At 68.3% G+C, this 26,194-nt stretch carries 25 protein-coding genes; 12 read left to right on the top strand and 13 right to left on the bottom strand.

All coding sequences use genetic code 11. The features are described from left to right. Window positions 1-20: 20 nt before the first annotated feature. Entirely contained in the window at window positions 21-1,079 is a 1,059-nt protein-coding gene (locus ACVCMB_RS00720) for a radical SAM protein (protein ID WP_447105867.1), read from the bottom strand. A 69-nt stretch (window positions 1,080-1,148) separates the two neighbouring features. Continuing rightward, window positions 1,149-1,481, bottom strand: coding sequence for a hypothetical protein (locus ACVCMB_RS00715; protein ID WP_447100631.1), 333 nt, complete (start codon window positions 1,479-1,481; stop codon window positions 1,149-1,151). A 471-nt stretch (window positions 1,482-1,952) separates the two neighbouring features. Between ACVCMB_RS00715 and ACVCMB_RS00710 the strand changes: the two genes are divergently transcribed. Further along, window positions 1,953-3,020 (top strand): DUF5694 domain-containing protein, encoded by a 1,068-nt coding sequence (locus ACVCMB_RS00710; protein WP_447105866.1) that lies wholly within the window; start codon window positions 1,953-1,955, stop codon window positions 3,018-3,020. 18 nt (window positions 3,021-3,038) lie between these two features. Continuing rightward, window positions 3,039-3,587, top strand: coding sequence for a hypothetical protein (locus ACVCMB_RS00705; RefSeq protein WP_447105865.1), 549 nt, complete (start codon window positions 3,039-3,041; stop codon window positions 3,585-3,587). 26 nt (window positions 3,588-3,613) lie between these two features. Here the strand turns inward: ACVCMB_RS00705 and ACVCMB_RS00700 are convergent, their stop codons facing one another. Further along, window positions 3,614-4,108, bottom strand: a complete 495-nt coding sequence (locus ACVCMB_RS00700; protein ID WP_447105864.1) for a cupin domain-containing protein — start codon at window positions 4,106-4,108, stop codon at window positions 3,614-3,616. After that, entirely contained in the window at window positions 4,105-4,368 is a 264-nt protein-coding gene (locus ACVCMB_RS00695; protein ID WP_447105863.1) for a hypothetical protein, read from the bottom strand. Before ACVCMB_RS00695 ends, ACVCMB_RS00700 begins: the two co-directional genes overlap by 4 nt. A gap of 263 nt (window positions 4,369-4,631) precedes the next feature. Here ACVCMB_RS00695 and ACVCMB_RS00690 point away from each other — a divergent pair, with 263 nt between their 5' ends. Beyond that, the gene (locus tag ACVCMB_RS00690) at window positions 4,632-7,859 is read left to right on the top strand and encodes an EAL domain-containing protein (protein ID WP_447105862.1); all 3,228 of its coding nucleotides are present in this window, start codon (window positions 4,632-4,634) and stop codon (window positions 7,857-7,859) included. Window positions 7,860-7,953: 94 nt separating this feature from the next. Next, on the top strand, window positions 7,954-8,709 hold the full coding sequence (locus ACVCMB_RS00685; protein WP_447105861.1) for a M90 family metallopeptidase: 756 nt from the start codon (window positions 7,954-7,956) through the stop codon (window positions 8,707-8,709). Between the two features lie 16 nt (window positions 8,710-8,725). Here ACVCMB_RS00685 and ACVCMB_RS00680 read toward each other — a convergent pair whose 3' ends face one another. Further along, window positions 8,726-9,367 carry an NAD-dependent dehydratase gene (locus tag ACVCMB_RS00680; protein WP_447105860.1) on the bottom strand — a complete coding sequence of 214 codons (642 nt, stop codon included), beginning with the start codon at window positions 9,365-9,367 and terminating at the stop codon, window positions 8,726-8,728. 112 nt (window positions 9,368-9,479) lie between these two features. Then, the gene (locus ACVCMB_RS00675) at window positions 9,480-10,283 is read right to left on the bottom strand and encodes a hypothetical protein (RefSeq protein ID WP_447105859.1); all 804 of its coding nucleotides are present in this window, start codon (window positions 10,281-10,283) and stop codon (window positions 9,480-9,482) included. A 451-nt stretch (window positions 10,284-10,734) separates the two neighbouring features. Between ACVCMB_RS00675 and ACVCMB_RS00670 the strand changes: the two genes are divergently transcribed. Together ACVCMB_RS00670 and ACVCMB_RS00665 are read left to right on the top strand one after the other, a co-directional pair. Beyond that, window positions 10,735-12,405 carry a tetratricopeptide repeat protein gene (locus ACVCMB_RS00670; protein WP_447105858.1) on the top strand — a complete coding sequence of 557 codons (1,671 nt, stop codon included), beginning with the start codon at window positions 10,735-10,737 and terminating at the stop codon, window positions 12,403-12,405. A 315-nt stretch (window positions 12,406-12,720) separates the two neighbouring features. After that, entirely contained in the window at window positions 12,721-13,950 is a 1,230-nt protein-coding gene (locus ACVCMB_RS00665; RefSeq protein ID WP_447105857.1) for an MFS transporter, read from the top strand. 40 nt (window positions 13,951-13,990) lie between these two features. Here ACVCMB_RS00665 and ACVCMB_RS00660 read toward each other — a convergent pair whose 3' ends face one another. The 3 genes from ACVCMB_RS00660 to ACVCMB_RS00650 form a co-directional block, all read right to left on the bottom strand. Continuing rightward, complete coding sequence (locus tag ACVCMB_RS00660; RefSeq protein ID WP_447105856.1) at window positions 13,991-14,560, bottom strand: TlpA family protein disulfide reductase; 570 nt, start codon at window positions 14,558-14,560, stop codon at window positions 13,991-13,993. Window positions 14,561-14,828: 268 nt separating this feature from the next. Beyond that, window positions 14,829-16,577 carry a hypothetical protein gene (locus ACVCMB_RS00655; RefSeq protein ID WP_447105855.1) on the bottom strand — a complete coding sequence of 583 codons (1,749 nt, stop codon included), beginning with the start codon at window positions 16,575-16,577 and terminating at the stop codon, window positions 14,829-14,831. Further along, complete coding sequence (locus ACVCMB_RS00650; RefSeq protein ID WP_395117404.1) at window positions 16,574-17,125, bottom strand: LemA family protein; 552 nt, start codon at window positions 17,123-17,125, stop codon at window positions 16,574-16,576. The genes ACVCMB_RS00655 and ACVCMB_RS00650 overlap by 4 nt, the downstream gene beginning before the upstream one ends. A 356-nt stretch (window positions 17,126-17,481) precedes the next feature. Here ACVCMB_RS00650 and ACVCMB_RS00645 point away from each other — a divergent pair, with 356 nt between their 5' ends. Both ACVCMB_RS00645 and ACVCMB_RS00640 read left to right on the top strand, forming a co-directional pair. Beyond that, the gene (locus ACVCMB_RS00645) at window positions 17,482-17,913 is read left to right on the top strand and encodes a hypothetical protein (protein WP_395117402.1); all 432 of its coding nucleotides are present in this window, start codon (window positions 17,482-17,484) and stop codon (window positions 17,911-17,913) included. Window positions 17,914-18,147: 234 nt separating this feature from the next. Then, entirely contained in the window at window positions 18,148-18,738 is a 591-nt protein-coding gene (locus tag ACVCMB_RS00640) for a hypothetical protein (RefSeq protein ID WP_447105854.1), read from the top strand. A 159-nt stretch (window positions 18,739-18,897) separates the two neighbouring features. Here ACVCMB_RS00640 and ACVCMB_RS00635 read toward each other — a convergent pair whose 3' ends face one another. Together ACVCMB_RS00635 and ACVCMB_RS00630 are read right to left on the bottom strand one after the other, a co-directional pair. After that, window positions 18,898-19,404 carry a methylated-DNA--[protein]-cysteine S-methyltransferase gene (locus ACVCMB_RS00635; RefSeq protein ID WP_447099290.1) on the bottom strand — a complete coding sequence of 169 codons (507 nt, stop codon included), beginning with the start codon at window positions 19,402-19,404 and terminating at the stop codon, window positions 18,898-18,900. 226 nt (window positions 19,405-19,630) lie between these two features. Next, a complete protein-coding gene (locus ACVCMB_RS00630) occupies window positions 19,631-20,419 on the bottom strand; it encodes a hypothetical protein (protein WP_395117396.1) in 789 nt (262 codons plus the stop codon). Between the two features lie 135 nt (window positions 20,420-20,554). On the opposite strand from ACVCMB_RS00630, the gene ACVCMB_RS00625 reads away from it, so the two are divergent. Then, window positions 20,555-21,466 carry a helix-turn-helix transcriptional regulator gene (locus tag ACVCMB_RS00625; protein ID WP_395117394.1) on the top strand — a complete coding sequence of 304 codons (912 nt, stop codon included), beginning with the start codon at window positions 20,555-20,557 and terminating at the stop codon, window positions 21,464-21,466. A 466-nt stretch (window positions 21,467-21,932) separates the two neighbouring features. Here the strand turns inward: ACVCMB_RS00625 and ACVCMB_RS00620 are convergent, their stop codons facing one another. Further along, window positions 21,933-22,838 carry a LysR family transcriptional regulator gene (locus tag ACVCMB_RS00620; RefSeq protein WP_447099293.1) on the bottom strand — a complete coding sequence of 302 codons (906 nt, stop codon included), beginning with the start codon at window positions 22,836-22,838 and terminating at the stop codon, window positions 21,933-21,935. A gap of 128 nt (window positions 22,839-22,966) precedes the next feature. Between ACVCMB_RS00620 and ACVCMB_RS00615 the strand changes: the two genes are divergently transcribed. The 3 genes from ACVCMB_RS00615 (at window position 22,967) to ACVCMB_RS00605 (ending at window position 25,344) form a co-directional block, all read left to right on the top strand. Further along, complete coding sequence (locus ACVCMB_RS00615) at window positions 22,967-23,566, top strand: NADPH-dependent F420 reductase (protein WP_447105853.1); 600 nt, start codon at window positions 22,967-22,969, stop codon at window positions 23,564-23,566. 89 nt (window positions 23,567-23,655) lie between these two features. Beyond that, window positions 23,656-24,390, top strand: a complete 735-nt coding sequence (locus tag ACVCMB_RS00610) for an SDR family NAD(P)-dependent oxidoreductase (protein WP_447099295.1) — start codon at window positions 23,656-23,658, stop codon at window positions 24,388-24,390. A gap of 198 nt (window positions 24,391-24,588) precedes the next feature. Then, window positions 24,589-25,344, top strand: a complete 756-nt coding sequence (locus ACVCMB_RS00605) for an oxidoreductase (protein WP_447100645.1) — start codon at window positions 24,589-24,591, stop codon at window positions 25,342-25,344. A 144-nt stretch (window positions 25,345-25,488) separates the two neighbouring features. Here ACVCMB_RS00605 and ACVCMB_RS00600 read toward each other — a convergent pair whose 3' ends face one another. After that, entirely contained in the window at window positions 25,489-26,166 is a 678-nt protein-coding gene (locus ACVCMB_RS00600; RefSeq protein ID WP_395117381.1) for a class I SAM-dependent methyltransferase, read from the bottom strand. Between the last annotated feature and the right edge of the window lie 28 nt (window positions 26,167-26,194).

Raw genomic sequence — 26,194 nt, 5'->3', positions numbered from 1 at the left:
GTCGTCCCCCGAGGGTTCGCCTAGGCCGTCAACCGCACCGGCGTCGTCAGCGGCCGCCGCGCCGGTCGGTGCGCGCTGGCCGTGGTGATCGCGGCATACCAGTTGGTGAACGGCAGGTGCTCCGGCGCGTCGCGCATGCCGGCCCAGACCTGCTCGGCGAGATGGCGGAAGCGCGGATAGCGTTCGCGCTTCCAGCGCGCAGCCTGCGTGCGGAACGGGCCGCGATCGAGTCGCGCGATCGCATGGGTGGTGGCGAAGCCGTGCTGGATCGGCACCACCCAGCCATCCTCCTGCACCACCAGCGGCGATACCAGCGCGGCCAGCCGCGCATCGACGGCCACGTCCGCGGCCACCGCCGGGCCGGCAAAGGCGCGGCAGGGTTCGCGCGCGATCAGCTGGCGATCGGCCACGTCGTACTGCAAGGTCAGCTGCTCCCGGTACTGCCGCTGCAGCCGCGCCACTTCGAGGAAACCGTACGCCAGCTCCAGGTCGTCCGGCGGACGCAGCTCGTACTCGCGGGCGCGGCCGACCTGTTCCAGCGGATGGATCTGCAGCAACCGCGCACCCTCGGCCGCGGCGAAGCCGGCGACCCAATCCAGCTCGGGCAGGTTGTCCATGGTCAGCGTGAAGATGAAACCGAACGGCACGCCGGCCGCGCGCAGCAGGTCGAGTTTGGCGCGCATCTGCTCGAACGCATGCGCGCGGTTGCGCATGCGGTTGTGGCTCTCCGGCACGCCATCGAGGCTGATCGCCAGCAGCCCGAGATGCGGCGCCAGTTGCGCCAGCCGCCGCGCATCGAGCAGCAAACCGTTGCTGGTGACCGAGGTGGCGAAACCCAGCGACCGCGCGCAGGCCAGCAGGCGCGGCAGCGGCTTCCAGGTCAGCGGTTCGCCGCCGGACATGCCGATCGCGTTGTAACCCTCGCCCGCTGCGTCGGCGAGGAAGCGCTCGAGCAGCTCCACGTCCAGCTCGCCGCGCTGCTCCGGACCGGAGGTCGAGTAGCAATGCCGGCAACGCAGGTTGCAGCGCAGCGTGGGGTGGATCTGGATGACGTTGACGACGTCGCCGGTCGGGCCCATGACGTTCTCGCGGCAAGGCAACGGCGGCCGGGCGATGGCTCCCGGCCGCGTGGATGCATCAGTCGGCCTCTAGCGACCGGCGTTGCGGATATTCACTTCGAGCCGGAACCACTCCGGCACCGGGATGCCGTAGGGGAAGCACGATGCGCTGACCTGCAGCGTCGGACCGTTCAGCCGCATCAGCTGGCTGACCACCGGACCGAGTTGCTTGGCGTTGACCTCCAGTTGTGCCTGGATCAGGTCGATCGCCGGCTGTCCGTATTTCCACCACCACTTCACTTCGTAATCGCCGCGTGCCACGCCGAGCGCCTTGGCGATGCCGGCGTGATCGTGCGGCTTGAGGGCGAACAGTTTGGCCGAGCCCCTGTTCGCGTTGCTTGTGATCTTGCGAGTCGTGGCCATGAAGAAGCCTCCTGCGCTGGATTGCCGGTTGCCCGGGCGAAGGCGGCTGCGACAACCGGAACCCGGCGGCCTGCCCGCCGCCGGAGTCCGATCGCCCGCCCCCGACGCCATGTCCAGCAAGCGACATGCCAGCACGCAACGACACCGCGACCGCGCCGCAGCGCGGCCGCCGCACGTCCACGCGCCGCGAACCGGGGCGCGAATGACCCGCTACCGCGTTCCCCCGGGTCAGGTGATACCCACCACGCTTCATTCCTATTTGCACACTGCCGTGCGGAATGAACCCACGCCGCGCGCCTCGCTTTTTTTCCTGCGGCGCTCCCGACATCCCTCGTGACTTTTCGCACGTGCCCGTGTCGGTGCATGCCCGCACCATGGCGTGACGGCGGCGCGCGGTCGCGCGGATGCAATGGCCGGCGAGGTCGGGCCCAGCGCCAATACTTCCCCACACCTGCCGCTACGGAGCGACGCATGACGAATCGATGGACGAGCTGTGGCCTGCTGGCGGCGCTGCTGTGGTCGGGCACGGCGCTGGCGCAGGTCGACCTGTCCGGGCTGGACCAGGGCATGGCCGGTCCGTCGTCGCAGGTGCTGGTGCTGGGCAGCGTGCACCTGGCGCAGATGCCCGACGGGTTCAAGGCCGATACCTTGCAGCCGGTGCTGGCGAAGCTGGCCGCGTTCAGGCCCGACATCATCACCGTCGAGGCGATCCCCGGCGAAAGCTGCGCGATGATGAAACGCAACCCGGCGCTCTACGCGGCGCAGGACGTCGCGACTTATTGCAGCGACACCACGGCGGCGAAGAAAGCCACCGGCCTGGACGTTCCCGCTGCGGTGGCCGCGGTGAAGGAGTCGCTCGCACACTGGCCGGCACGGCCGCACGCGGCGCAGCGCCGGCACCTGGCCGCGCTGTTTCTCGCCAGCGGCGACGATGCCTCGGCGCTGACCCAGTGGCTGCAGTTGCCACAGGCCGAACGACACGCCGGTGATGGCCTGGACGATGCGCTGGCTACCCGCCTGCGCGAACTGCAGACGCGAAACGGCGAGGACCTGCAGATCGCCGCGCGCCTCGCCGCACGGCTGGGCCTGCAACGCGTGTATCCGGTCGACGACCACTCCGGCGACAACGTGGACGTGCCCGACGTGCCCGCCTACGCCAACGCGATCCGCAATGCCTGGGCCGCCAGCGCGGGCGAAGTGGCGGCCGATCGCAGACAACAGGAAACGCTCACCGGTCGCGGCGACATGCTCGCGCTGTACCGCTTCATCAACCGGCCCGAGGTCCTGCGCAGGCAGATCGACGCCGACATGGGCGCGGCGATGCGCGATGAGTCGCCCGGCCACCTGGCGCGCATCTACGTCGCCGGCTGGGAGACGCGCAACCTGCGCATGGTGGCCAACGTGCGCGCGGCATTTCGCGAACGTCCCGGTGCCCGCGTGCTGTGCATCGTCGGCGCCACCCACAAGCCGTGGTTCGACAGCCTGCTGGGCCAGATGCAGGGCGTGGCCATCGTCGACGCGGAAAAAGTGCTGCAGTAACCGCCCCGGGAATCCCGCATGTTTCAGGCAAATCGACCGCGCCTGGCTGGCGCCCTCCTCATCCTCGTGGCCATGCTTGGCACGGGCTGCTCGGGCGTGGCCACGCGCGAGATCGAATCGGCGCGTGCCGAGGTGCATCGCGAGCCGCTGGGCATGAACGCCAAGGGCCATCCCGACGCCAGCATCGACGCCTCCGGCGTGGTGAAGATCGGCAACGATCCGCTGGTGCTCTCCGCTGCGCAGAAGGCCGAGGCGCTGCGCTACCGCGAGGCGGTGATCGCGCTGGTGGATCTCTCGCTGGACAAGGCCGCGCACATGACCCGGCACGTCATGGCCAGGACCGTGTTCGCGATGATGACCGGCCGCCTGGACAAGATGGAGAACAAACTGGAGCAGCAAGGCCTCGCTCTGTCCCACTCCCCCGAATTCTGCGCTGCGTTGGCTGACGTGGTGCAGCGCCAGGACCGGATGGTGCAAGCGGTGGTGAACCTGCGGCCCTACGCGCACATCAGCCAGCAGGAAGTAGACAACTGCGTGGCCGGCCGACCGTACCACGCAGGCATCTAGGACCTAGGACGCCGCACGATCCGCCGTCAGGGCTTCGTCGCGGCCACCCGCGACGGATCGTCGGCCGGATGCACGTAGTGGATCTGGAACGGCCCGTAGAAACTCAGGTCGATGACCACGCCCTCGTCCGCGGTATAGGCGTAGTGGTGATGCATCGCCGGCAGCGACGCGTAGCTCATCGCCGGCAGCGCCTTGGCCGCGGCCTTGTCCACCTGGTCGCCCATGCCGATGTGGAAGGTTCCCTGCAGCACGGTGAAACCCTCCGCGGTCGGGTGCCAGTGCGGCGCGAGTACGGTGTGCGGCGGGATCTTCAGGCGCAGGGTGGTGAACCCTTCCGCGAACGGATTGCCGCTCAGCACCGCCAGTTGCACACCCTTGGGCAGCACCGGCGGCGCCGGCATCCATTTCAGGTCGCCGGGCGCGAGCTGCACGGCGGCAGCAGCAGGCGGCGCGGCCGCGGCGGGGGTCGGGGCCAGTTCCAGTGAAAGCGCCAGCAGGGCGATCGCGCATGTCGTGTTCATGGGTGCATCCTCCGTTCGACAGAAGCTGTCCTCACGGAAGAACACCGTCGCGCCGCAAATTGCGACAGCGTTTCGCGGCGTGGCACCGTCGCCGCACTCTCGGCATGCAGGTACGCCTTGAAACAAAGCTGCGGGGAGACGTCGAGCAGATGGCCCTTGCCGGCGATGCGGCGGCGGATGACCGCGGCCAGGCGGCGCACCGCCGGGTTCGGCACCGGCTGGCTGGCCTCGGCGCCAGGCCGGAACAGCCGCCGGCTCACGCGCACGGCATGCGCGCCATGTTCAAGAGATTCCCGGCGACGCCGCTACAAGGCAGAGATGCCCCGCGGCGAACCGGGCCGGCCTGCGCCGGACCGCGCCGACTGGGGTATGGTTGAACTTCGCAACGGGGACCGCGACCGCAAGAGGCATCTGCATGAAGCGATGGCGCACGGCATGCATCGGAGGAGCGTTCTGTGGCCTGGCCGCGGCATTTGCGGCAGTGGCCGCGTCGCCGCCGCCGAGCGCCTCGACGTCCGCCGCCATGTCGCCCACCCCCGCGCGCATCCGCGTGGTCACCGACAACAACTACCCGCCCTTCCTGTTCCTCGACGGCAATGGCAAGCCGCAGGGCTACGAAGTCGACATGTGGCGGCTGTTCCAGCAGCGCACCGGCATCCAGGTGGAGCTGGAGCCGATGGCCTGGAGCGAGGCGCAGAAGGAGTTGCTGGCCGGCAAGGCCGACGTGATCGACATGATCTACCTCACGCCGGAGCGCGTGCCCCTGTACGAGTTCTCCGCACCGTACGCGAAGCAGGCCGTGGGCATCTACGTGGCGCGCAGCATCCGCGGCATCACCGACAGCACCGGCCTGCGCGGCTTTCCCGTGGCGGTGGAGCGCGGCGACGCCTGCGCCGAACACATGCGAAGGCAAGGCATCACCGACCTGCACGAATACACCAATTACAAGGAGATCATCCAGGCTGCGGTCGGCGGCAACATCGGCGTGTTCTGCATGGACACCAACCCGGCCAACTACTACCTCTACCGCTACGCCGCGCTGGACAAGTTCTACCTCGCCTACATCCTCTATACCGGCCAGCCCCGCCGCGCCGTGCGCGCGGGCAACAGCGCGATGCTGCAGACGGTGGAGCGCGGCATGGCGATGATCACGCCGGCCGAACGCGCCGCCCTGCGTGAGCGCTGGCTGGATCGTCCCGCCATGTCGCAACCTTTCGCGCGGACGGCGCGCATCGCGCTGATCGTGGGACTGGCGCTGGCCGTGTTGCTGGCCTTGTGGGTATGGTCGCTGCGCCGCACGGTGGCCGTGCGCACCCGCGAGCTGCGCGCGCAGAAGCGCAACCTGCGCGCCCTGTTCGACGCCAGCCCGGACGCGATGTGGGTCAGCGACGGCAAGGGCGTGCTCACCGATTGCAACGACCGCGCCTGCGGCCTGTTCGGGCGCACGAGCGAATCGCTGCTCGGCCGCACGACGTTCGACGCCTTCGACGAGCGCAACACGCGCTTCGCCGCCGCGTCGCGCTCGATGAGCCAGGGCGTGCTGTCGAACGGACAGCCGAGCAATGCGATCGTGCCGTACGAGGCACCGGACGGCGACAGCCGGCAACTGGAACTGAGCAAGGTGCCGCTGCACGATCCCACCGGCGCGATCCACGGCGTGCTCACCGTGGCGCGCGACGTCACCCGGCGCCTGCACAGCGAGGCGCAACTGCGATTGTGGGCGCACGCGTTCCAGAACGCCGCCTTCGGCGTGGCCATCTGCGACTCGCGCACGCGGTTGCTGACCGCGGTCAACCCGGTGTTCGCCAGCGAGCGCGGCTACGCGCCCGAGGAAATGGTCGGCACGCCTGTCGACGCACTGTTCCCGCCCGACGTCCTTGCCCGCCAGCACGAACAATGGGCGCAGGCCGACCGCCTCGCGCACCTGGTCTGGGAAACCGAACAGATCACCCGCGACGGGCGTCGCTTTCCCGCGAAACTGGACTGCTCGGTGATCCACGACGAGGACGGCGCGGCGCTCTACGCGATCCTCTACGCGCAGGACATCACCGAGCGCAAACGCGCCGACAGCGAACTGCGTCTGGCCGCGGTGGCCTTCCAGACCCAGGAGGCGCTGATGGTGACCGACGCCCACGGCACCATCCAGCGCGTCAACCAGGCGTTCACCCGGCTCACCGGCTATCGCCTGGACGAGGTGCGGGGGCAGCCCTCGTCGCAGGTCTGGGCGCGCCGCGACGACAACGCGCCGGCGCACGAGCACCACGAGCAGCTCGGCCCCGACGGCTTCTGGCAGGAGGAGCGCTGGATCCAGGTCAAGCACGGCCAGCCGCGGGTGGTGCGCGCGGCCACTTCGGCAGTCGCCGACGCGCAAGGCCAGGTCACCCACCGCGTCTGCACCATGGTCGACCTGACCAGCGAGCGCGAGGCCCACGCCAGCGTCGACCACATGACCTTCTTCGACCCGCTCACCGATCTGCCGAACCGGCATTTCCTGCGCAACCACCTCAAGCACCTGCTGGGTCAGGCCGAAGGTTTTCGCGCGCTGCTGCTGCTGGTCGACCTGGACCACTTCAAGCGCGTCAACGATCTGCGCGGCCACGCCGCCGGCGATCACCTGCTGACCCTGATCGCGCAGCGCCTGCGCCGGCTGCTGGAAGACGGCTGCGTACTGGCGCGATTGGGCGGCGGCACGTTCGCGCTCGCCCTGCCGTGCGAGCGGAGCAACCGCAGCGAACGCGCGCAGCGCGCCCGCGAGTGCGCCGAGTGCGTGCGCGAGGCGCTGCACGAGCCGTTCCGGCTGGCCAGCGACGCGCCGGTGACGATCACCGCCAGCATCGGCTGGTCCGAGTTGGCGGCCGGCCACGACACGCCCGAATCGGCGCTGCGCGAGGCGGAGCTGGCGATGTACAGCGCCAAGGCGGCCGGCCGCGACCAGGTATGCCGCTTCGAGCCGGAGATGCTGGCCGAACTGGCGCAGCGCGACGGCCTCGTGCACGACCTGCGCGACGCGATCGCCCAAGGCGCGATGGCACTGAACCTCCAGGCGCAGGTCGACCGCTACGGCCGCGTGCTCGGCGCCGAAGCGCTGCTGCGCTGGACGCGCCGCGGCGTGGCGGTGTCGCCCACCGTGTTCATCCCGGTGGCCGAGGAGAGCGGGCTGATCCTGCCGCTGGGCGACTGGGTGCTGCAGCGCGCCTGCGAGTTGCTGGTGGCCTGGTCGAGCCGGCCGGCCACGCAGTCGCTGACCATGGCGATCAACGTCAGCGCGCGGCAGTTCGCCCAGCCGCACTTCGTGGACGGCGTGTGCCAGGCGCTGGCGGCCACCGGTGCCGATCCGTCGCGGCTGAAACTGGAAATCACCGAAACCACGATCATGGACGACCTCGCCGAGGCGGCGGTCAAGCTCACCGCGCTGCGTGCGCAAGGCATCCGCATCTCGCTGGACGACTTCGGCACCGGCTATTCCTCGCTGACCTATCTCTCGCGCCTGCCGCTGGACCAGCTGAAGATCGACCAGTCCTTCGTTGCCTGCCTGCCGGAGGACGCCAACGGCGCGATGGTGGCGCAGACCATCATCGGCATGGGCCGCGGCCTGGGCCTGGAAGTGATCGCCGAAGGCGTGGAAACCATCGCGCAACGGCAGTTCCTGCTGACCCAGGGCTGCGACGTGTTCCAGGGTTACCTGATCGGCCACCCGCTGCCGCCGGCGGAGTTCGAGGCCACGCTGGAAGCGCACCCCGCGCCGGTCTGAATCGCCGCACCGCCCGTGCTTATGCATCGCCCGCCCGCTTGAGTAACGGCGCGACGGCCCAGATGTTCCGGAGCTCCCCCTCCAGCATGTGGCCATGTTCGACATCTTCCGCAACTGGCGCGCACGGCGCACCGTCACCCGGCGCCCGATCGCCGAAGCGCTCTGGCGCGAAGCGCTGCAACGCTGCACCGCCGCGCGCCGGCTGGGCGCGTCGGACCAGGCTGCGCTGCGCGTGCTGGCCACGCTGTTCCTCGAACGCAAATCGCTGGAGCCGGTGGAAGGCTTGCCGCTGGGTGACGTCGACCGCGTGTTGCTGGCGGCGCATGCCTGCGTGCCCATCCTGAAACTGGGCATGGACTGGTACGACGGCTGGCACAGCATCATCGTCTACCCGGATGCGTTCATGCCGCAGCGCCAGCACGTGGACGCCGCCGGCGTGGTCCACCAGGGCCACAGCCTGCTGGCCGGCGAGGCGTGGGGCCGCGGTCCGGTCATCCTGTCGTGGGCGGAAGTGCTGGACAGCGGAAAGAAGCCCGGCCACAACGTGGTCATCCACGAGATGGCGCACAAGCTCGACATGCTCAACGGCGAGGCGAACGGCTTCCCGCCACTGCACCGGCGCATGGATGCCAGGCGGTGGTCGCAGGTGTTCTCCGACGCATGGCATCGCCTCAAGCAGGCACGCAACAACGGCGACGAGCTGCCGATCGACGCGTACGCGCTGGAAAACCCGGCCGAGTTCTTCGCCGTGTGCAGCGAGCAGTTCTTCGAGGCTCCGGCCAACCTGCGCGAGCACTTGCCGGAGGTCTACCGGCAACTCGAGCTGTTCTATCGCCAGCATCCGCTGTAGGCCGGCGCCCGCCGCTTCATGCCGGCGACAGCAACTGCTCCGGGGAAATCACCGCGCAGCCGGGGGTCATCGCCAGCGCCGACTGCAGCAATGCCTGCGCGATTCGCGGCGCCGGGACGATGCGCCAGCGTCGCGGCACGATCGGCGCCAGCGCCTGCAGCACACGCATGCCGAGCTGCTCGCGCAGCCGCCGCCGCTCGCGCTCGCCGCCGATCAGCGAGGGCCGCAGCACGGTCAGCGAGGGATAACCCAGTGCCTGCACCGCCTGCTCCACCTCGCCCTTGATGCGCAGGTAGAAGTAGCGCGATGCCGCGTCGGCACCCCATGACGAGGTCAGCGCGAAGGCCTGCGCGCCACCGGCCCGCGCCAGTCGCGCAAACGCCAGCACGTAATCGAAATCCACCCGCCGGAACGCCGCAGGCGAGCCGGCATCGCGCAGCGTGGTACCCAACGTGCAGATCGCCGCATCGGCCTGCCACCACGCGGCATCGGCCGGCAGCTGCTCGAAGTCGACCACGGGGTTCACCAGTTTGGGATGCGCCGGCAGCGGCCGCCGCGTCGGCGCCACCACCCGGGTGACGGCGGCATCATCCAGCGCCATCCGCAGCACCTCGCGCCCGACCAGGCCGGTGGCACCGCACAGCAACACTCGCGACATGCATGCCTCCGGATGACGGGAAAACGCAATGGACGACTCGGCGGACCACGCGTCGAGCGTCCCGCGCTTCAGATGTTACCCGCGCGATGCGTCGCGACCGCGCCGGCCTCCGTCAGGGCGCCAGCACCTTCGGCACCAGCGCGTGCCAGCCCGGCATGTCCCACAACAGGTTGACGGCAACAGCCACTGGCAGGAACAGGCCCAGCCAGACCAGATAGACCCGCTGCACCGGGCGCTGCCTGACCACGTCCCACAGGAACAGCGGCGACACCGCAAGCAGCGTGTAGAGGTCGGTCGAGAACGGACCGGGATGGATCGGCGGCAACCAGCCGATGCGATCGATCGCCGCCTGCAGCGGCAAGGCTATGGCCAGGAACATCATCCGCTTGTGGAAGTCCGGATCGGTGCGTCGCGCACGCAAGGCGAGCCAGATGAAAACGGCAAACAGGATGCCGGCCTGCAGCTGCAGCAAGGCGATGTTGTCGAGGAAAAGGAGCGTCTGCTGAAGCTGTTCACGCACCGGCGACGGCGCGACGTGCGCCCCGTTCCAGACCTGTCGGTAAATCGTCGGGACCAGGAGGAAACCGGTGACGATGATGGCCGGGACCAGCACGAAAGCCAGGCGCCCCAGCAGCATGTGCCGCTGGCGCCGGCCGGTCGCCATCAGCCAGGACTGGACGAGCAGCAGGACCAGAAACGAGCCCATCAACACGGCATGCACATGCAGTACCGGCGGGAACGGCGGCCTTGCCCCGGCCCGGATCATGGCGACTTTCTGCAGCGAGTCCGGCACGAATCCGGTCAGCGTGATGGCGATGAAGAACGCCGCCATGAAGACCCAGATCCAGCGGTCGACGGCCGCCATGAGGTTCGGACTGGTGGGTAGGTCAAGCGCCTGCGCGTGATTCGTGGTCATGGCATCCCCGATTGGTTCTTTCCACAACGGATGGCTCAACCGGGCTCGGTCACCGAGTGGGTCGCGGTGCCGAGAGCACAGGTGAGTCCAATGGCACAGGCGCCGGTGTCCCAGGCGGACATCCAGGCAAACGGCGGCGTTCGTGCCTGCCCCAAAACTGGTACTTCCCCTCACTACCCCATCGCACACTCATGCGGTCGAGTACGACAAGGCACTCGTGCACGTCGCGCATGGTGAGCTTTCCCGGATGGGACCGCAACAGCCGGCCGGAGAGCCAAAGCTGTCAGGGACAATGTGAACGTGGAAGGTATGGATGGACGTCCAATCGGCCGCAGGGGCAGTGAACCGGCCCGTGCGTGGCCTGAGAAAATCGGGCATCCATTTCCGCAAACCTCGGCTACTCTGTCCGCTGCTTCCCCCCTGTTTCCGAACCGACCATGGGAGAATCACGATGATCCGTCGATGCTTGTTCCTGCCGCTGCTGGCAGTCCTGCTGGCGGGCTGCAATCCCGCGCCGAGGGCGGCCGGCGACGCCGCATCCGCGCCCGAAACCGCTGCGCCGCCGCTGTTCGATACCTTCGGCGACCTGCACCACGACGTGGCCACCCCGGTGCCCCTGGCGCAACGCCATTTCGACCAGGGCCTGCGCATGGCGTACGGCTTCAACCACGAGGCGGCCGGGCGCAACTTCGCCGAGGCGGCGCGACTGGACCCGCAATGCGCGATGTGCGTCTGGGGCCAGGCGCTGGTGCTGGGGCCGAACATCAACCTGCCGATGGACCCAGCCCACGCGAAGGACGCCACCGCCCTCGCCGCGCGCGCGGCCAGCCTGGCCGCCACCGCACGTCCGGTCGATCGCGCGCTGATCCAGGCACTGCAACTGCGTTATGCCGACCCGGCGCCGGAAGATCGCGCACCGCTGGACCGCGCCTATGCCGAAGCGATGGCGCGCGTGGTCGCGCAATTCCCCGAGGACGACGATGCCGCCACCCTGTACGCGGAGGCGTTGATGGATCTCTCGCCCTGGGCGTACTGGGAAAAGGACGGCACTCCGGCCCGGTTCACCCCGCGCCTGCTCGGCGAACTGGAACGCGTGCTGGCGCGCAACCCGCGCCACATCGGTGCGATGCATTACTACATCCACGCCACCGAATCCTCGCCCGAGCCACAGCGCGCCGAACCCCACGCCGACGCGCTGGCCGCGCTGGCGCCCGGTTCGGGCCACCTGGTGCACATGCCCGCGCACACCTACATCCGCGTCGGCCGCTACCACGACGCGACCCTGACCAACCTCGCCGCCACCACCGCCGACAAGGATTTCCTGGCGATGTGCCGCGGCAGCAACGGCGTCTATCCGCTGGGCTACGTGCCGCACAACTGGCACTTCGCCACGATGACGACAGGCCTGACCGGCTCGCGCACGCTGGCGCTGCAGGCTGCCGAGCAGACTGCCCGGCGCGCCGACCGTGCCGCAATGGGCGCGGCGCCAATGGAGTTCATGCAGCAATTCGTGGTCACGCCTCTGCTCACGCAAGTCCGCTTCGGCGACTGGGACGCGATTCTTGCCGACACCGCCGCGTCACCGGAACTGCCATACCCCGCGGCGATCCGTCACTTCGCCCGCGGCATGGCACACGCGCGCAAGAGCACCCTGATCGAAGCCGCTCGCGAAGCCGACGCCCTGCATGCGATCGCCGTCGATCCGGCAATGGCGAAAGTAAGCTTCTTCGACATCAACCACGCCGATGGCGTGCTGCGCGTGGCCGACGCCCTGCTGCGCGGGGAACTGCTGCGCGCACAAGGCAAGCACGCGCAGGCCATCGCCGCGCTGCACGAAGCGGCAGCCGCCGAGGATGCGCTGGCCTACAACGAACCGGCCGACTGGCCGCTCCCGGTCCGCCCCTACCTCGGTGCCGCGCTGCTCGAAACCGGCGATGCCGCGGGCGCGGCGGAAGCATTCAACCAGGACCTGAAAACCTACCCGCTCAACGGCTGGTCATTGTTCGGCCTGGCGCAGGCCCAGCAAAAGCTCGGGCAGGTCGACGCCGCGCGCGAAACGTCGAAGCTGCAGGCGACCGCATGGCAGTGGGCCGATGCGCCGCTGACGACGGCCCGATACTGATAGCGAAGAGACCCCTCGCCGTCTCATCGTGCCGTCATTCCGGCCAAGGTGCGCGGCCGTCGTCGTCGGCGCCACGGCCCCCGGAATTCCACGCCCTCGCAGGAGCCCGCTCCTGGGGTTGGGAAGTCGACGGGACCGGGGCGGCGCAACGCGTTCAACGCCGTCGTGTCGATTGTTCCGGGCCACGCTTCGCCGTGCGTACGCCATGGCCCGCACACTGCCGGGCGGCGACAAACGCTTTCCCGTCCGGTTACCCTGCCGAAGCCGCACCGGCTCCGCCGGTCGCGCGGCGCGTGCCATCCCCGGGTCTTTCGCATGTTGAGCAGCATCCGCACCACCGCACCGCTGTTGTCGAGCACCGTGTTCCTGTTGATGGGCGTCGGCCTGCTGCACACGCATATCGCGTTGCAGGGCGAGGTGCTGGGCTTCTCCGTGGCGATGATCGGCGTGCTGACCTCGGCCTATTACACCGGTTTCCTGGTCGGCACCTACACCGTGCCCCGGCTGACGCATCGCTTCGGCCATATCCGCACCTTCGCCTTCTGCACCTCGCTGCTGGCGGTGGTGGTGCTGGTGCAGGCGTTGACCTCGGCCTGCGCGGCATGGCTGGTGCTGCGCGTGTTGCAGGGGCTGCTGCTGGTGGGCCTGTACGCGATCATCGAGAGCTGGCTGAACACCGCCGCCGATCCGAAGCATCGCAGTTCGGTGTTCGCCGTCTACATGATGCTGAACCTCGGTGCCAGCGCGATCGCGCAGCAGTTCCTGCACATCGGCGGCGAGGGCTTCGTGTTGTTCTGCGTGGTGGCGATCCTGGTCTGCGCGGCGAACCTGCCGGTGGTGATGACCCCGCAGCCGCAGCCGTCCATCCATGCCGCGCCGCGCGTCCAGGTCGGGCGCATGTTCCGGCTGGTGCCGACCGCGCTGGTCAGCGCACTGATCTCGGGCATGGTGCTGGGCGCGTTCTGGGGCCTGCTGCCGTTGTATGCGGCCGCGCGCGGTCTCGGCGCGGCCGAAGTCGGCACCTACATGAGCGTGGCGATCGCCGGTGGCGTGGTGCTGCAACTGCCGCTGGGACGGTTGTCCGACCGCATCGACCGGCGCCTGGCGCTGGCGTTGATCAGCGCCACCGCGGCATTGGCGGCGCTGGCCAACCTGGTGTTGCCGAATGCCGGCCACACCATCGCCATGCTGCTGGTATTCGCCTTCGGCGGCATGAGCTTCGCGGTGTACCCGATCGCGGTGGCGCACCTGGTGGACTATCTGCGCCGCGACGAGCTGCTGTCCGGATCGAGCACGGTGCTGCTGGTCAACGGCATCGGCTCGGCGGTGGGGCCGCTGCTGGCGGGCACGCTGATGAGCCTGACGCGGCCGACGCTCCTGTTCGGCTGGTTCGCGGTGCTCGACAGCCTGCTGGCCGGCTACGCGCTGTACCGCTTCATGCGCCGCAAGCGCGAAGTGACGCCGGACGACAACTTCGTGCCGCTGGTGCACACCACGCCGGGCGCGATGGATCTGCGTCCCGATGCGCCGGAGCGATCAGCCTAGTCCGCGCTTCCTCATCATTCTTCTGCCGTGCCAGGCGCCGCTACGACGGCGGCTGCCGCGCACCCGACGTGATCCCGCAGCGATCTTCGCTGCAAGCCTCTGCCGCGAGCGCCGCGTCTGCCATCTGCGGGCGCGACTGCTCCAGTTCCGCCAGCAACGTACCGATCTCCGCGCCGAGCAGCAGGTCATCGTGCTGGCCGAACACCTGGCGACGCAGCCGCCCCTGCGCGTCGATCAGGATCGTGGTCGGCGTGCCCTGCATGGCATACGCGCGCATGGTGCACGGAATCGGATCGCCGGCCGGGCCGGGCGCATCGATGCCGACCGGAAACGCGATGCGGTATTCGTACAGGAACGCGCGCAACGACTCCGGCCCCATCGCCGCGTGGTGCTCGAACACCGTGTGCAAGCCGACCACTGCCAGCGACGCGCCCTCGAACAGCTTCGCCACGCGCTGCGCCTGCGGAATGCCATGCGCCACGCAACCCGGACAGAGCATCTGGAACGCGTGCAGCAGCACCACCCGCCCGCGAAAATGGCCGAGGGTCAATGGCTCGGGCGTGTTCAACCAGGCGCTGGTGCGCCACTCGGGGGCTGCTGCGGACGTCATCGCAATCTCCATCCCTGCTGCACGACCCGCGGCGCCAGCTGCCGCGGGCATCACTTCAACCACGCAGCGTACATCTTCCCTGCTTCACTGGCGGCGCACCGGACTCGACAGTCGTCCGGGGTGCGGGCATCCGCGAATCGGCGCGCTGTCGTGTTTCCGGCGGGATGGCTACGGGACGCAGGCTGGCCCGTGACTTGCCGCAAGCTTTCGCCCTAGCCTCCCGGGCCTGTCCAGCGACCGGCCGCCGCGTTTCCATCGCATGCGCCCTTCATTTCGGGATGCGACGCGCCATCGCCTGTGCAAAAGCCAGCAGTTCCAGCGCGGCGTCGTCATGGTCGGGATTCAGGCTGGCAATAAAATCCTCTTGCCCTCCCGCCTCTTCGAGCGAATGCGCGAAGCGGGCGTTCCACGTCACCGCCACATCCAGCGCCATCGCGTACGGCAGCAGGCTCGCCTGGAGTTCGGGATGGAGCGACGGCTTGTAGCGCGCATCCATGTCCTGCTGTTCGGCGGTGCCGAGGTACCAGCGGAAGCCGTGCAGCTTGCGCCGCAACGGCGTCTCCCGCGGCGGTTGGCGCAGCAACCACCACCCCGCGGCGACCTGGCCGGCGAGCAGCGCGGCGCCCGTCAGCCAGTCCAGCCGGTCGCCGCCGCCCAGCAATCCGATCGCGGCGATCGCGGCCACGACGTACACCTGCGCACGAGTGGCGCGCAGGAGCGCAAGCGGGACCACGTCCATCAGCATCGCCACGACGAGCGCACCGACGAGGCTGGGAGCCGCAATCTCGCCCAGGATCACGAAACGACTGTCGATGCCGAAGAACAACAGCGTGGCGCCGGTCAGCGCGGTCAGCCAGCCGGGGATCAACAGCCAGGCGGGATCGCCTGGACGTTCGCCCGCGCAGCGATTCTCCAGCGCACGCCGGAAAGCAAGCTCGGCAAGGCCGGTGCTGTCGGCATGGGCCTCGGAGAACTCCGCCGTGGGGCCAAACGCGAACAACGCCGAACGCAACCGGTGTTCGTCCATCGTCAAGGCCGGGGCAAGGTCACCGCCGGTTCGCGTTGCCACCCATGTGCCATCGTCCTGCCGGGCCAGCGTGAGCCCACCCTTGGCGGCGATGCCGAGCACGCCGGTGGCAAAGCATTTTTCATCCCAGGCACCGTGCCACAGCAACCGCACGGCGCCGGCGGACCAGCCGGTCGGCGGCTCGTACTCCACGATCACGGGTTTGCCGTCGCCGCCGCCGGTGAAGAAAATTTTCGCCAGGAGGTAGTACAACGCCAGCACGGCCAGCCACACGGTGCCGTTGAACATCCAGGCCGGCCCCGCCGACAAAAGGGGGGTCGATGCCTCGGCCACCTCGGGAAACGTGAGCACCGCGCCCAACACCTGCCCCGGCGCGACGGCATCGTGCCAACCCAGGTCGACCTTGGTTCCGGTGACTCGGCGATCCCCTGCCGCGACAGGCGCACCGTCGAGCTGGAACTGCGCATGGATCTGACTGGAAGGCGTTTCCTGCGGCAGCTTCACCACCAATTTCGCACGCTGCAGCGACAGTCGATCGGTGGCCGAGGTGAGCGGCCAAACGAGCTTGCCATCGTCGACCGCCTTGTACAGGACGCGGTAATCGAGTTCGAACAACTGCATCCCCACGCGACGTGTCGGATGCACGGTGATACGCACGCCATCGCCCAGCGGCGCAACCTCGGTCGTCACCCCGTCGCCGTTCTCGGCCGCCCCCATCAGGAACACGTCGCGAAGTGCGAGCTTGCGGCCCGGAAGAACCAGGTCGCGATGGAACTCCCACGGGGTCGCCGCGTTGACCTCCGTAGTCTCGCTGACCTCGATCGAGTAGTCGTGGTTGACCCAGATCGACGTATCGCGCGTCATCGTGGTGGGTTCGACACCGGACTGACCGGCGTCCTGCGCCATCGCACTGCCGGCGGCAAGCGTCACGGCAACGAGGCACAACATGCGCGAGATCCGATGCCGCACGAGACCGCCGGCAAGCCTCATGCAGGCTCCCCGAGCCTGACCTGGACATTGGCCCTGGCATCGGCGTCGGCGGCGAAGAACTCCGCGGGCCTGAAGGCGAGCGGCGCGGCGATCAGCAAGGTGGGAAACGTTTCGCGCGCCGTGTTGTACTCGCGCACCGAGCCGTTGTAGAAGCGCCGGGCGTGCTGCAAGGTGTTCTCCACCTCCACCAGCTCGTCCGAAAGCTGGCTGAAGTTGCCGCTGGCCTTGAGCTCCGGGTAAACCTCGCCCAGCGCGACCAGGCGCACCAGCTGCTGGCCCAGCGCAATCTCGGGCGCGATCCGCTGCGCCGGGGTTCCGCCGCGCATCGCCGCGCTGCGCTCGGCGGCGACACGTTCCAGCAACTGCCGCTCATGGCTGGCGTAACCCTTGACCGCTTCGACCAGCATGGGCACCAGATCGTGGCGACGCTGCAACTGCACGTCGACATCGCTCCACGCGTTGCGAACCTGGTTGCGCAGCCGCACCAGTCGATTGAACAGCCAGACCGCGCCGACGACGAGCAGCAGGCCCGTTGCGTAGAAAATCAAATGAGCGTCCCCTCGCGCCCGATTCGCGGGCGCTGCAATCCGACGGCACAGCCGACCGGTACATTCCCCATACCCTGTGCGACCGCCACCTGCGCCGCCGGGCCATTCTGGCGACAGCACGCGCCGGGTTCAACTGCCGCCGAAAGCGGGATGGAGGAAGTCAATCGAGGCCATGGGGGAAAAGACCATCGGCCACCTGGTGAGCTTGCGCCGTCCGGGGCCGCCGAAGCACGCGGACATCGAGCAGAGGGCACTGACTTTCTCCGCCCCGGTTTCGCTTGCCTGGTTTGACGCCCCTGAAATGCGGTGCAATTCTGCGTCACGACGATCCATGGAGGATCGAGGGGGAGACAAAGATGTTGAAGCGGGCATTGGTGGGGCTGGTGGTGTTTGGCGGCATTCTTCTCTGGCATTTCGGGAGGAACGGCCTGATGCCGACCCTCGCGCAGGAAGCGCTGCTTGCGCCGCCCGCCCAGGCCACTTCGGTCAGCTTCAAGTCTGGCGCCTGGGCTTGTACCTCCGAAGAATTCAAGCTGCAGGTGCTGGACCACAGATATTATGCAAACCCGGTGGTGATCAAGATCATCGGCGGCGCACCCGAGTTCTGCCGCGAGATCAATGCCAGGCACGACTATGCGCTGCTCGCTCCCGCCCCGGGCAACATGGCGTACGCCAGTCCCTGCCCGGATCACAGCTGCGTCGCGTTCAATGCTCACGTGGCGGTGAACGGCGAGGAAGCCGACTGGGTGCTTTACGCACCGAACAGCTTCATCGCTTCCTCTCGCTGACGCACCAAGCAATAGGCCAGGCGCGGGCCGCCCCCGCAAGCTGGCAGCGGCACGCGGCGCCAGCGAAAGTCCTTCTCCACTGCGGCACCTGCCGGCATCGGCAACCACAGCCACCAGCGCGGAAGACGCGGTTGAACCTGCCCACGACCGTCAGGCGTTCGCGCCGACTGTCTACGCGGACGCTGCCGGTTGCCGCCGTCGTACCACGAAATCACGAGCACACCAGGAACGCCCATGACAACGGAAGCACAGAGCAGGCAGTTCGAGTTCAAGCAGGCGATCATCGAATTGTTGTGGAACGACGACACGCCCCAGGCCGCCACCCAGGTCGTGGCGCGGTGCACCTCGGACGAGGAGCGCGAGCACGCCCTGTGGATGGCGGTGGCCCTTCAACGAGCCGCCGCGGTTACCGCGCTGCTGCAGGCGGGGATCAGCGCGCAGGCGCGGGAGGCAGCCCTGTCGCTGCTGTGCGGGGGGCTCGCGAGGGCCGGAGCACCCCAAGCCGGCACGCACGTCGCGGAGTGGGGTGCCTGGAGCGTGAATACCATCGCCATACCCGTCAAGGTCGGAACATCCCCGTTCTGGTTCGAGGCGGAGAAATTGATGGACATCTACCTGGAGCAGCGGGGCATCAAGGGCGACTGGCTCGTCATGCTGCCCGCATTGCGTGAAGGTGTCGCATCAGGCAGCCTGGAACGATTCGTCCAGACGCTGAACCAGGCCGGCAGCAGGGAGATCCATATCGCGACGGCGTTGCTGCGGGCGGAGATCGATCGACAGGTGCTGCAGGGCGGGATGGGCGAGCCGCAGCCAGTGCAGGGCTAAGGTCCGAGACCGCTCGCGAGCCTCGCGACCCGGCCAATCAACGGCAGCAAATCGGGCGGAGGGCGCCGGGTTCAAGCGGCGGCCGCGCGCCGCCGTGATCTGCACCTGGATGCCAAAGCCGCCCGACAAGGCGTCCTGGTCGGGGCCGTCATTCCCGGCTCAATCGAACAAGCGGCGCTCGCGTCCTTCGTGATCGAGCAGCCAGCGCTTGCGGGCCAGCCCGCCCGCGTAGCCGGTCAGCGAGCCGTTGCTGCCCAGCGCGCGGTGGCAAGGCACGAACAGCGAAATCGGGTTGCGCCCCACCGCCGCGCCCACCGGGTGGAACGCCTCGGGCCGGCCAATCGCCCGCGCCAACGCCGCGTACGTCGTCGTCTCCCCGTACGGCACCGCGCACAGCGCGCGCCACACCTGCTGCTGGAACGCGGTGCCTTCCGGCGCCAGCGGCATCTCCAGGTGCGTCAGCTCGCCGGCGAAATAGGCGTCCAGCTGCCGCCCCGCCTCGTGCAACAAGGGCGTCGCGGCCTTCCGCCACCCGGCTTCCGGCGAGATGGCCGGAAAGTACTTCTGCCCCTCGAACCAGCCGCCTTTCAGGGCTCCGTCGCGCTCGGCGACGAGGAAAACGCCCAGCGGCGTATCGACGGAAAGGTAGGCCAGGTCGTCGGGCATGAAGCAGGGGAAAGCAGATGGCTGGCGACGCAGCCGATGCGATGCACGGTACTCCCCGCGGCCGTCGAGGCGAAGCGCGCCCGTCTCACCCCCTCACCGCCACACCACGCAGTCGCGCGAATCACCTGCTTGGCGGAATAGGTCGGCGGAGGGTCAGGGCGGCGGCCGATGCGTGAGACGAGGCGCACCGCGCACGACAGAACAGCCAGCCGCCGCCCGTCCCCGATCAGCGATTGACCCTGCCCGGTCGTGACAAGTCGCCCGAGGCCACCTTGAACACGTCGACAACGCACAGCAGCGGATCGTGCACGCTGGCGTTGACGCGCAAGGCGGCGGTGACACCGTCGAAACCGGCGGCGTCGACGGCGCCGATGTCGTCGAACGGCACCCGCACCTCCAGCGAGTGGTCGTCGAAGACGGGGCTCCAGCCGGGGCTGTCGATCAGGATCGGCAGGCCTGGCCAGGTCCTGGGCAGTCGCGGCTTGCTGCCCTCGGCGATGTCGACCACCTTCAGCGCGCCCTTGCCGCAGGCGTCGTCGGGCTGCAGCACCACCCAGTGCGAGTGCCACAGGTTGCCATCGTTGCCGGGGTCGCCATCGCCGTTCTCGTCGAACAGCGGGGTGTCGTCGAAGTCGGGATGCGCGGTGACCGCGAACGCGAGAATGCCGCTGCCATGCTCGAAGCCGACCAGGTAGGGATCGAGCGTGGTCGGCCACACGTAGGAGAACACGCTGCTGCCGGCGAGCTTGCCGGTCTTCACCGGCTTGCTGTCGCCGGCCTTGCCGGATACGGCGATGTGAAACGTGGCGATGTTTCCCTCGGTGCTGACCCTGGTATGCACGATGTCGAACGGTGCCTGCACGGCTTTGGCCGGTGCGCTGGCGATGCCACCAGCGTGCGTGGTGCCGTCATGGGCGAAGCTGGCCGAACCGCCCAGCAGCAGTGCCACGGCGATGGCAAGACGCGCGCGGGTGCCGAGCGGCTGACGTGGATGCAACGGCGGGTGTGTGGACATGGCGACTCCTCATCGGGGATGTGCCGCCTTGGCGGGTGCTTGGCGACGTGGGGCCAGCGTCGCCCCGGAGCGCCCTCCACAGGTGTTATTTTGTCCATGAAATACCACTGATCGTCCAGGATGCGGAAGCAAACCATGGCTACCCTCGACCGCTTGTCGTCACTGATGGAGCGCTTCCACGTGCGGGCGCACCTGTTTCATGCCGGGGCGCTGTGCGGGTTGGCGCAATTCGACGCCCGGCCGGGACGGGGTTTCCTGCACGTGTTGCGACGGGGCGAACTGGTGGTGACGCATCGCCCGCGCAGCGGTGTACCGCGCCGCATCGAGGTGGCCGAACCGAGCCTGTTGTTCTACCCGCGCCCGCTGGCGCACAGCTTCCACAACCCGCCGGCCGAGGGTTCGGATTTCGTCTGCGCCACGCTTGATTTCGATGGCGGCGCGCGGCATCCGCTGGCGCGCGCCCTGCCGCCGCTGCTGGTGCTGCCGCTGCGGGCGGTGGACGGCCTGGAGCAGACGCTGGCGCTGCTGTTCGCGGAAGCCGAGCGGGTACGCTGCGGCCAGCGCCTGCTGGCCGACCGTCTGTTCGACGTGTTGGTACTGCAACTGCTGCGCTGGCTGCTCGACCATCCCGCAGAGGCGAAACTGCCGCCGGGCATGCTGACCGGCCTGTCGGACCCGAAGCTGGCGCGCACACTGACGGCGATCCACGAGCAGCCCGGCGCAGACTGGTCGCTGGCCGCCATGGCCGAGACCGCCGGCATGTCGCGCAGTGCATTTGCCGCCGCCTTCAAGCAGCACGTCGGCCACACGCCGGTCGAATACCTCACGCAATGGCGCGTTGCCGTCGCGCAGGCCCTGCTTCGCCAAGGCGCTTCGCTGAAAACGGCGAGCCTGCAGCTCGGCTATCGCAACGCGTCGTCACTGTCGCGGGTTTTCACCCAGTCTGTGGGCATGTCCCCGCGCGCGTGGTTGCGGAATGGGGGAGCTGAAAAAGGCAATGAGCCACGTCTCCCTCAACCCGGTGCCGGGGTGGACGGTGAGGCTTGAACAGCAGGGGCGACTCGTCAAAGGCGACCCAACCGAACTGATCGCACAGCCGCCGTACCAGCGGGGTGCAGTCCGAGCGACGCGAGCAGTGCGGCGCCAGTGACCGGGTCGCATGCCCACCGGGTCGGGAAAATTCCACCTGGCCCTCGCCCACTTCCCCGGATGCATCCGTAGCGGATGACCAGGTCAAGGCAGGCAGTGCCTGTTCCACGCAGATGGAAACCTCCTCGGCATCAATGGGCAGCACCGACTCGGCATCGGGATCGGCCGCGGAAAGCGGGAGCTCCGCGGGCTTCAGGAAAATGCATGACTTCGACGTGCAATTCTCGCTCGGCACCCTGCGTGCGTCCGAGAGGATCAGTCAAACCCGGCCCAGCTCACCAGGTCTCCTTTGATGGGCCTCAACCTGCCATTCCACCCCTCATCATCCGTCGCGCATTGCCCCCGACACTTTTCTCCCACTTCTTCAAACGAGCGAACGCCGAGGTTTCCCGAGCAACTCGATCAGCCGCAACTCGCACGGCGAGAAATCGTGCCCCCGCCGCTGCGAGATCACGAACGTCAGCGGGCCCATGTGCCAGGCGCGACGCTCAAGCTCGACGAGCGCTCCGCTTGCCAGATCCTCGCTGACCAGGTGCCGTGGCAAGTGTCCCCAGCCGAGGCCGGCCTTGAGCAGGTCGCGTTTGGCGCCCAGGTCGTTGACCAGCCACTGGCGCTTGCCGGCTACACCCTGTTGGCTCTCTTCGGCGCCGGGCTGGTTGTCCGTGACGATGACCTGTATGTAGCGGCCAAACTCGTCCACCGGGATGGGTTTGGGTGTCGAAGCGAGCGGATAGGACGGCGCGCATACCGTCACCATCTCCTCCTCGCGCAGCCAGTGGCGTTCGATGGCTTGCGGGTTCACTTCCGGCACGTCGTTGATGGTGACGGCCAGCGCGCACACTTTTTCGAGCACCAGCTTTTCGCCGCCCTGCATGGTGGTGATGCGCAGGTTGATCGCGGCGGTCGGAAACTCTTCCTGCAGCGTGCGCAAGCCGTCGACCAGGTGGGCGCGCGGGAAGTAGGCGTCGACCGCCACCGATACCTGCGGCACGCCGGCCTTGGCGATCGCGCCGGCGCGGTTCTTCATTTCCTCCGTACGCGAGATCACCGCCCGGGCGTCCGGCAGAAGGCTGCGCCCCGCCGCGGTGAGCTGGGCCTTGCGCGTGTTGCGCTCGAACAGCTCGACGTCGAACGCACTCTCCAGCGCCTTGATCGCGTGGCTGATGGCCGACTGCGCCCGCGCGAGCTTGCGCGCGGCACCCGAGAAGCTGCCCTGGTCGCACACCGCAACGAACGCACGCAGCTGGTTGATGGTGACGTTGTCGAGCATCGGCTATCCAGAAAATAGATCGTATCAAGCGATATTTCGTCAATTGGATTGATGCGTCAAGCGACCCAGATGGGTGGGGCAACCGGCTCGAACAGGCCGGATCACTCCACTCAAGAAGGATCATCCCCATGAGCTACGCCATCATCGGTTTCGGTTCCATAGGCCAGGCCCTCGCCCGCGCGTTCGCCCGCAACGACATCGAGGTCACGGTCGCCAGTCGGCGGCCGCCCGAAGCCCTGTTGCCCCAAGCGCAGGCGATCGGCCCCAAGGTCATCCCCGGGACCTTGCAGGAAGCGGTCAAGACGGACGTGATCATCCTGGCGGTGCTGTTCGAGGCGCACCAGGACGTCGGCAAGGCGCTTCCGGACTGGAAGGGCAAGACGATCATCGACGCGATGAACACGAATGCCCCCGTCGAAACGCTCGACGGCCTCCCCTCCTCGGCCTTCGCCGCCAGGTCGTTCCCCGGCGCCCGGTTCGTCAAGGGCTTCAATCACCTGCTGGCGCGCACGCTGGCCACCGACCCGAACGTCCAGGGCGGCCACCGGGTGGTGTTCCTGTCGGGCGACGACGAAGCGGCCACCGCGCAAGTGGCGGACCTTGCCAAGCGACTCGGCTTCGCCCCCGTCAACCTCGGCAGGTTCGACGAAGGCGGCACCCTGGTGCAGGCACGCGGCCGCGTCTGGGGCCCGCTGATTTTCCAGGACCTGTTCAAGCAGCAGCCCTGAGCGCGTACGGCCATCGCGACAAGGATCGCGATCGGCGCGCCATCCCCATCACTGCTTCGGCAGTTGCAATCCCATCCAGGATGCATGACATGAGCAAGTTGCATGGAAAGACCGCGGTGATCACCGGCGGCGCCACCGGCATCGGCCGCGCGGCGGCAAAGCGCTTCATCGAGGACGGCGCCTTCGTCTTCATCTACGGCCGTCGGCAGGAAGCGCTCGACGCCGCGGTGGCCGAACTCGGCCCCAACGCCCGCGCAGTGCAGGGTTCGGTCTCGGACCCGACCGATCTCGACCGGCTTTACGCAACGGTGAAGGCCGAGCGCGGAACGCTCGACATCGTGTTCGCCAACGCCGGGACGGGCAGCCTGCTTCCGCTGGGCGAGATCACCGCCGAACACATCGACGAAACCTTCGACACCAATGTGAAGGGCACGATTTTCACGGTGCAGAAGGCACTGCCGCTGATGGGCCCGGGCGGCTCGATCATCCTGACCGGATCGAGCGCCGGCACCACCGGCGCCCCGGCGTTCGGCGTCTACAGCGCGAGCAAGGCCGCCGTGCGCAACCTCGCCAAGACCTTCGCGCAGGACCTGAAGGGCACCGGCATCCGGGTCAACGTGCTGTCGCCCGGGCCGACGGCGACCGAACTGGCCAAGGCCGCGGTGGGCGAGGAAGGCATGAAGGTGTTCGCCTCGATGAACCCGCTGCAGCGCATGGCCGAACCGGCGGAGATCGGGGCGGCGGCGGCCTTTCTCGCGTCGTCGGACAGCGGCTTCATGACCGCCAGCGAGCTCGCCGTCGATGGCGGGCTGGCGCAGATCTGACGCGCCAGGCCCGGCCGGCATTCACCACGAGCTTTTCAGAAGCGCTGACGCGAGTCATCCGCCCCACTGATTTTCCACGACCTATTCGAAATTCAAGAAGGAGCCGTGAGCGATGCCGGGCGATCACGACACGATCGTGACCACCCCGCGGGCCGGATCACGGCGCGATGAACATCGACCTCTACCAAGGAACATCCCATGTCCAACCCATCCGATTTCCCGAAAGAACTTGCCGGCCGCCGTGCCCTGGTCACCGGAGGCACACGCGGCATCGGCGCGGCGATCGCGCAGCGCCTGCTCGATGCCGGCGCCAAGGTCGTTGTCGTCGCACGTAAAGCCGACAAGGACATGCCCGCGGGCGCCACGTTCGTGTCCGGCGACGTCGCCACGAGCGAAGGCGTGGCGGCCGTCGCGACGCAGGCCCTCGCAGCACTCGGCGGCCTCGACATCCTGGTGAACAACGCGGGCGGCGCGCACGCCTTCCTGGAAGGCTCATGGACGATCCCCGACGAGGCATGGGCCGACAGCTTCGCGCTCAACCTCCAGGCGGCGATCCGCCTTGCCAACGCCCTGCTCCCGGCGCTGCGGGAGTCGAAAGCTGCAGCGGTCGTGAACATTTCCTCCGCGGCGGCAGCGATGCCGTTCGCCCCCTTCGTGCATTACGGCGCCGCCAAGGCCGCGCTCGAGTACTACTCACGCACGCTCGCACTGGAACTCGCGCCGGCAATCCGCGTGAACGTCGTGTCCCCCGGCGTCATCGCGACACCGGGTTCCGATGAATTCGCCAGGACGACGCCGGGATTTTCCACGGACGCGTGGCTGCAGCTTCTGCCGCTTGGCCGCATCGGCGCCACCGAGGACATCGCCGAAGTCGTGGCGCTGCTCGTGTCGGATCGCGGCAAGTTCCTGACCGGCGCGAATTACCGCGTGGATGGCGGAATGACCGCGCGCTGAAGCATGTGGCTTCCCGCCGGATGCGGTGCGCCCGCGGCGACCCGATCGAATGGCTGCCGGCCGGCAAGAGGATGAGGCCCGGCATCCACGCGGTCCGTCTGTCGCGCAAGCCTTTGCCGATCGAGGCGTGAGGTTGGAGGATTTTCACGAAGCCGCATACGCCACCCATCCCTTGAACGTGAAAGCCGCATAGAACAGCTCATGCCGCTCGAAGCCGGCCTGCTCCAGCAAGTCGACCTCGGCTTCGGGAGAAAGCAGCGGGAGACGGCTGGCCATCGCTTCGATCGTCCTGGCCGTGTCCGCAACCGGCACGCCGTTGGAAGCCATGAAGGCCACGTGCCTTTGCAGCCAGCGCTTCCTTGCGTGGGGAGCAGCGGGAACGCTGTGATGGGCCACCACGAGCGGGGCGCCCGGCTTCAATCGGCGCCTCAGCTCGCGGAGCGCCTGCAGGCGCTCCGCGACGGACAGGAAGTGCATGGTCAGCAGGCAAACCGCGCCGTCGAATTCGATGGCCGGAGCCGCATCGATGGTGCCCTCCAGCAACTCCACCCGCGGCGCCAGCGGCCCCAGCGTCTGGACGGCCAATTCCAGCATCGGCGCCGACGGGTCGACGCCGAGCAGACGCCAGTGCGGGTAGGTCTCAGCGAAGGCCTTGAGCTCAAGACCTCCACCGGCGCCGAGCACCAGCACGCGCCCATCGGAGGGCACGTGCTCGTGCAGGAGCAGGCCGGTCATCTGGTGGAGCGCATGCAATCCCGGCACCTGCCGCAGCGGCCCGTCCGTGTATCGCGCCACCGCCTGGGGATCGTTGAAAGAAGACATGCTGCCCTCGCCCGCTTGACATGGAGGC

The sequence above is a fragment of the Rhodanobacter sp. UC4443_H10 genome, from assembly GCF_052978325.1.
The sequence above is the reverse complement of the archived record's forward strand: the minus strand, read 5'-3'. Positions and strand labels throughout refer to the sequence as shown.

Bases quoted from the DNA above. Each gene is read 5' to 3' on its own strand.
- ACVCMB_RS00720 (WP_447105867.1), bottom strand. From the start codon at position 1,079: ATGGGCCCGACCGGCGACGTCGTCAACGTCATCCAGATCCACCCCACG.
- ACVCMB_RS00715 (WP_447100631.1), bottom strand. From the start codon at position 1,481: ATGGCCACGACTCGCAAGATCACAAGCAACGCGAACAGGGGCTCGGCC.
- ACVCMB_RS00710 (WP_447105866.1), top strand. From the start codon at position 1,953: ATGACGAATCGATGGACGAGCTGTGGCCTGCTGGCGGCGCTGCTGTGG.
- ACVCMB_RS00705 (WP_447105865.1), top strand. From the start codon at position 3,039: ATGTTTCAGGCAAATCGACCGCGCCTGGCTGGCGCCCTCCTCATCCTC.
- ACVCMB_RS00700 (WP_447105864.1), bottom strand. From the start codon at position 4,108: ATGAACACGACATGCGCGATCGCCCTGCTGGCGCTTTCACTGGAACTG.
- ACVCMB_RS00690 (WP_447105862.1), top strand. From the start codon at position 4,632: ATGTCGCCCACCCCCGCGCGCATCCGCGTGGTCACCGACAACAACTAC.
- ACVCMB_RS00685 (WP_447105861.1), top strand. From the start codon at position 7,954: ATGTTCGACATCTTCCGCAACTGGCGCGCACGGCGCACCGTCACCCGG.
- ACVCMB_RS00680 (WP_447105860.1), bottom strand. From the start codon at position 9,367: ATGTCGCGAGTGTTGCTGTGCGGTGCCACCGGCCTGGTCGGGCGCGAG.
- ACVCMB_RS00675 (WP_447105859.1), bottom strand. From the start codon at position 10,283: ATGACCACGAATCACGCGCAGGCGCTTGACCTACCCACCAGTCCGAAC.
- ACVCMB_RS00670 (WP_447105858.1), top strand. From the start codon at position 10,735: ATGATCCGTCGATGCTTGTTCCTGCCGCTGCTGGCAGTCCTGCTGGCG.
- ACVCMB_RS00665 (WP_447105857.1), top strand. From the start codon at position 12,721: ATGTTGAGCAGCATCCGCACCACCGCACCGCTGTTGTCGAGCACCGTG.
- ACVCMB_RS00660 (WP_447105856.1), bottom strand. From the start codon at position 14,560: ATGACGTCCGCAGCAGCCCCCGAGTGGCGCACCAGCGCCTGGTTGAAC.
- ACVCMB_RS00655 (WP_447105855.1), bottom strand. From the start codon at position 16,577: ATGAGGCTTGCCGGCGGTCTCGTGCGGCATCGGATCTCGCGCATGTTG.
- ACVCMB_RS00645 (WP_395117402.1), top strand. From the start codon at position 17,482: ATGTTGAAGCGGGCATTGGTGGGGCTGGTGGTGTTTGGCGGCATTCTT.
- ACVCMB_RS00640 (WP_447105854.1), top strand. From the start codon at position 18,148: ATGACAACGGAAGCACAGAGCAGGCAGTTCGAGTTCAAGCAGGCGATC.
- ACVCMB_RS00635 (WP_447099290.1), bottom strand. From the start codon at position 19,404: ATGCCCGACGACCTGGCCTACCTTTCCGTCGATACGCCGCTGGGCGTT.
- ACVCMB_RS00630 (WP_395117396.1), bottom strand. From the start codon at position 20,419: ATGTCCACACACCCGCCGTTGCATCCACGTCAGCCGCTCGGCACCCGC.
- ACVCMB_RS00625 (WP_395117394.1), top strand. From the start codon at position 20,555: ATGGCTACCCTCGACCGCTTGTCGTCACTGATGGAGCGCTTCCACGTG.
- ACVCMB_RS00620 (WP_447099293.1), bottom strand. From the start codon at position 22,838: ATGCTCGACAACGTCACCATCAACCAGCTGCGTGCGTTCGTTGCGGTG.
- ACVCMB_RS00615 (WP_447105853.1), top strand. From the start codon at position 22,967: ATGAGCTACGCCATCATCGGTTTCGGTTCCATAGGCCAGGCCCTCGCC.
- ACVCMB_RS00610 (WP_447099295.1), top strand. From the start codon at position 23,656: ATGAGCAAGTTGCATGGAAAGACCGCGGTGATCACCGGCGGCGCCACC.
- ACVCMB_RS00605 (WP_447100645.1), top strand. From the start codon at position 24,589: ATGTCCAACCCATCCGATTTCCCGAAAGAACTTGCCGGCCGCCGTGCC.
- ACVCMB_RS00600 (WP_395117381.1), bottom strand. From the start codon at position 26,166: ATGTCTTCTTTCAACGATCCCCAGGCGGTGGCGCGATACACGGACGGG.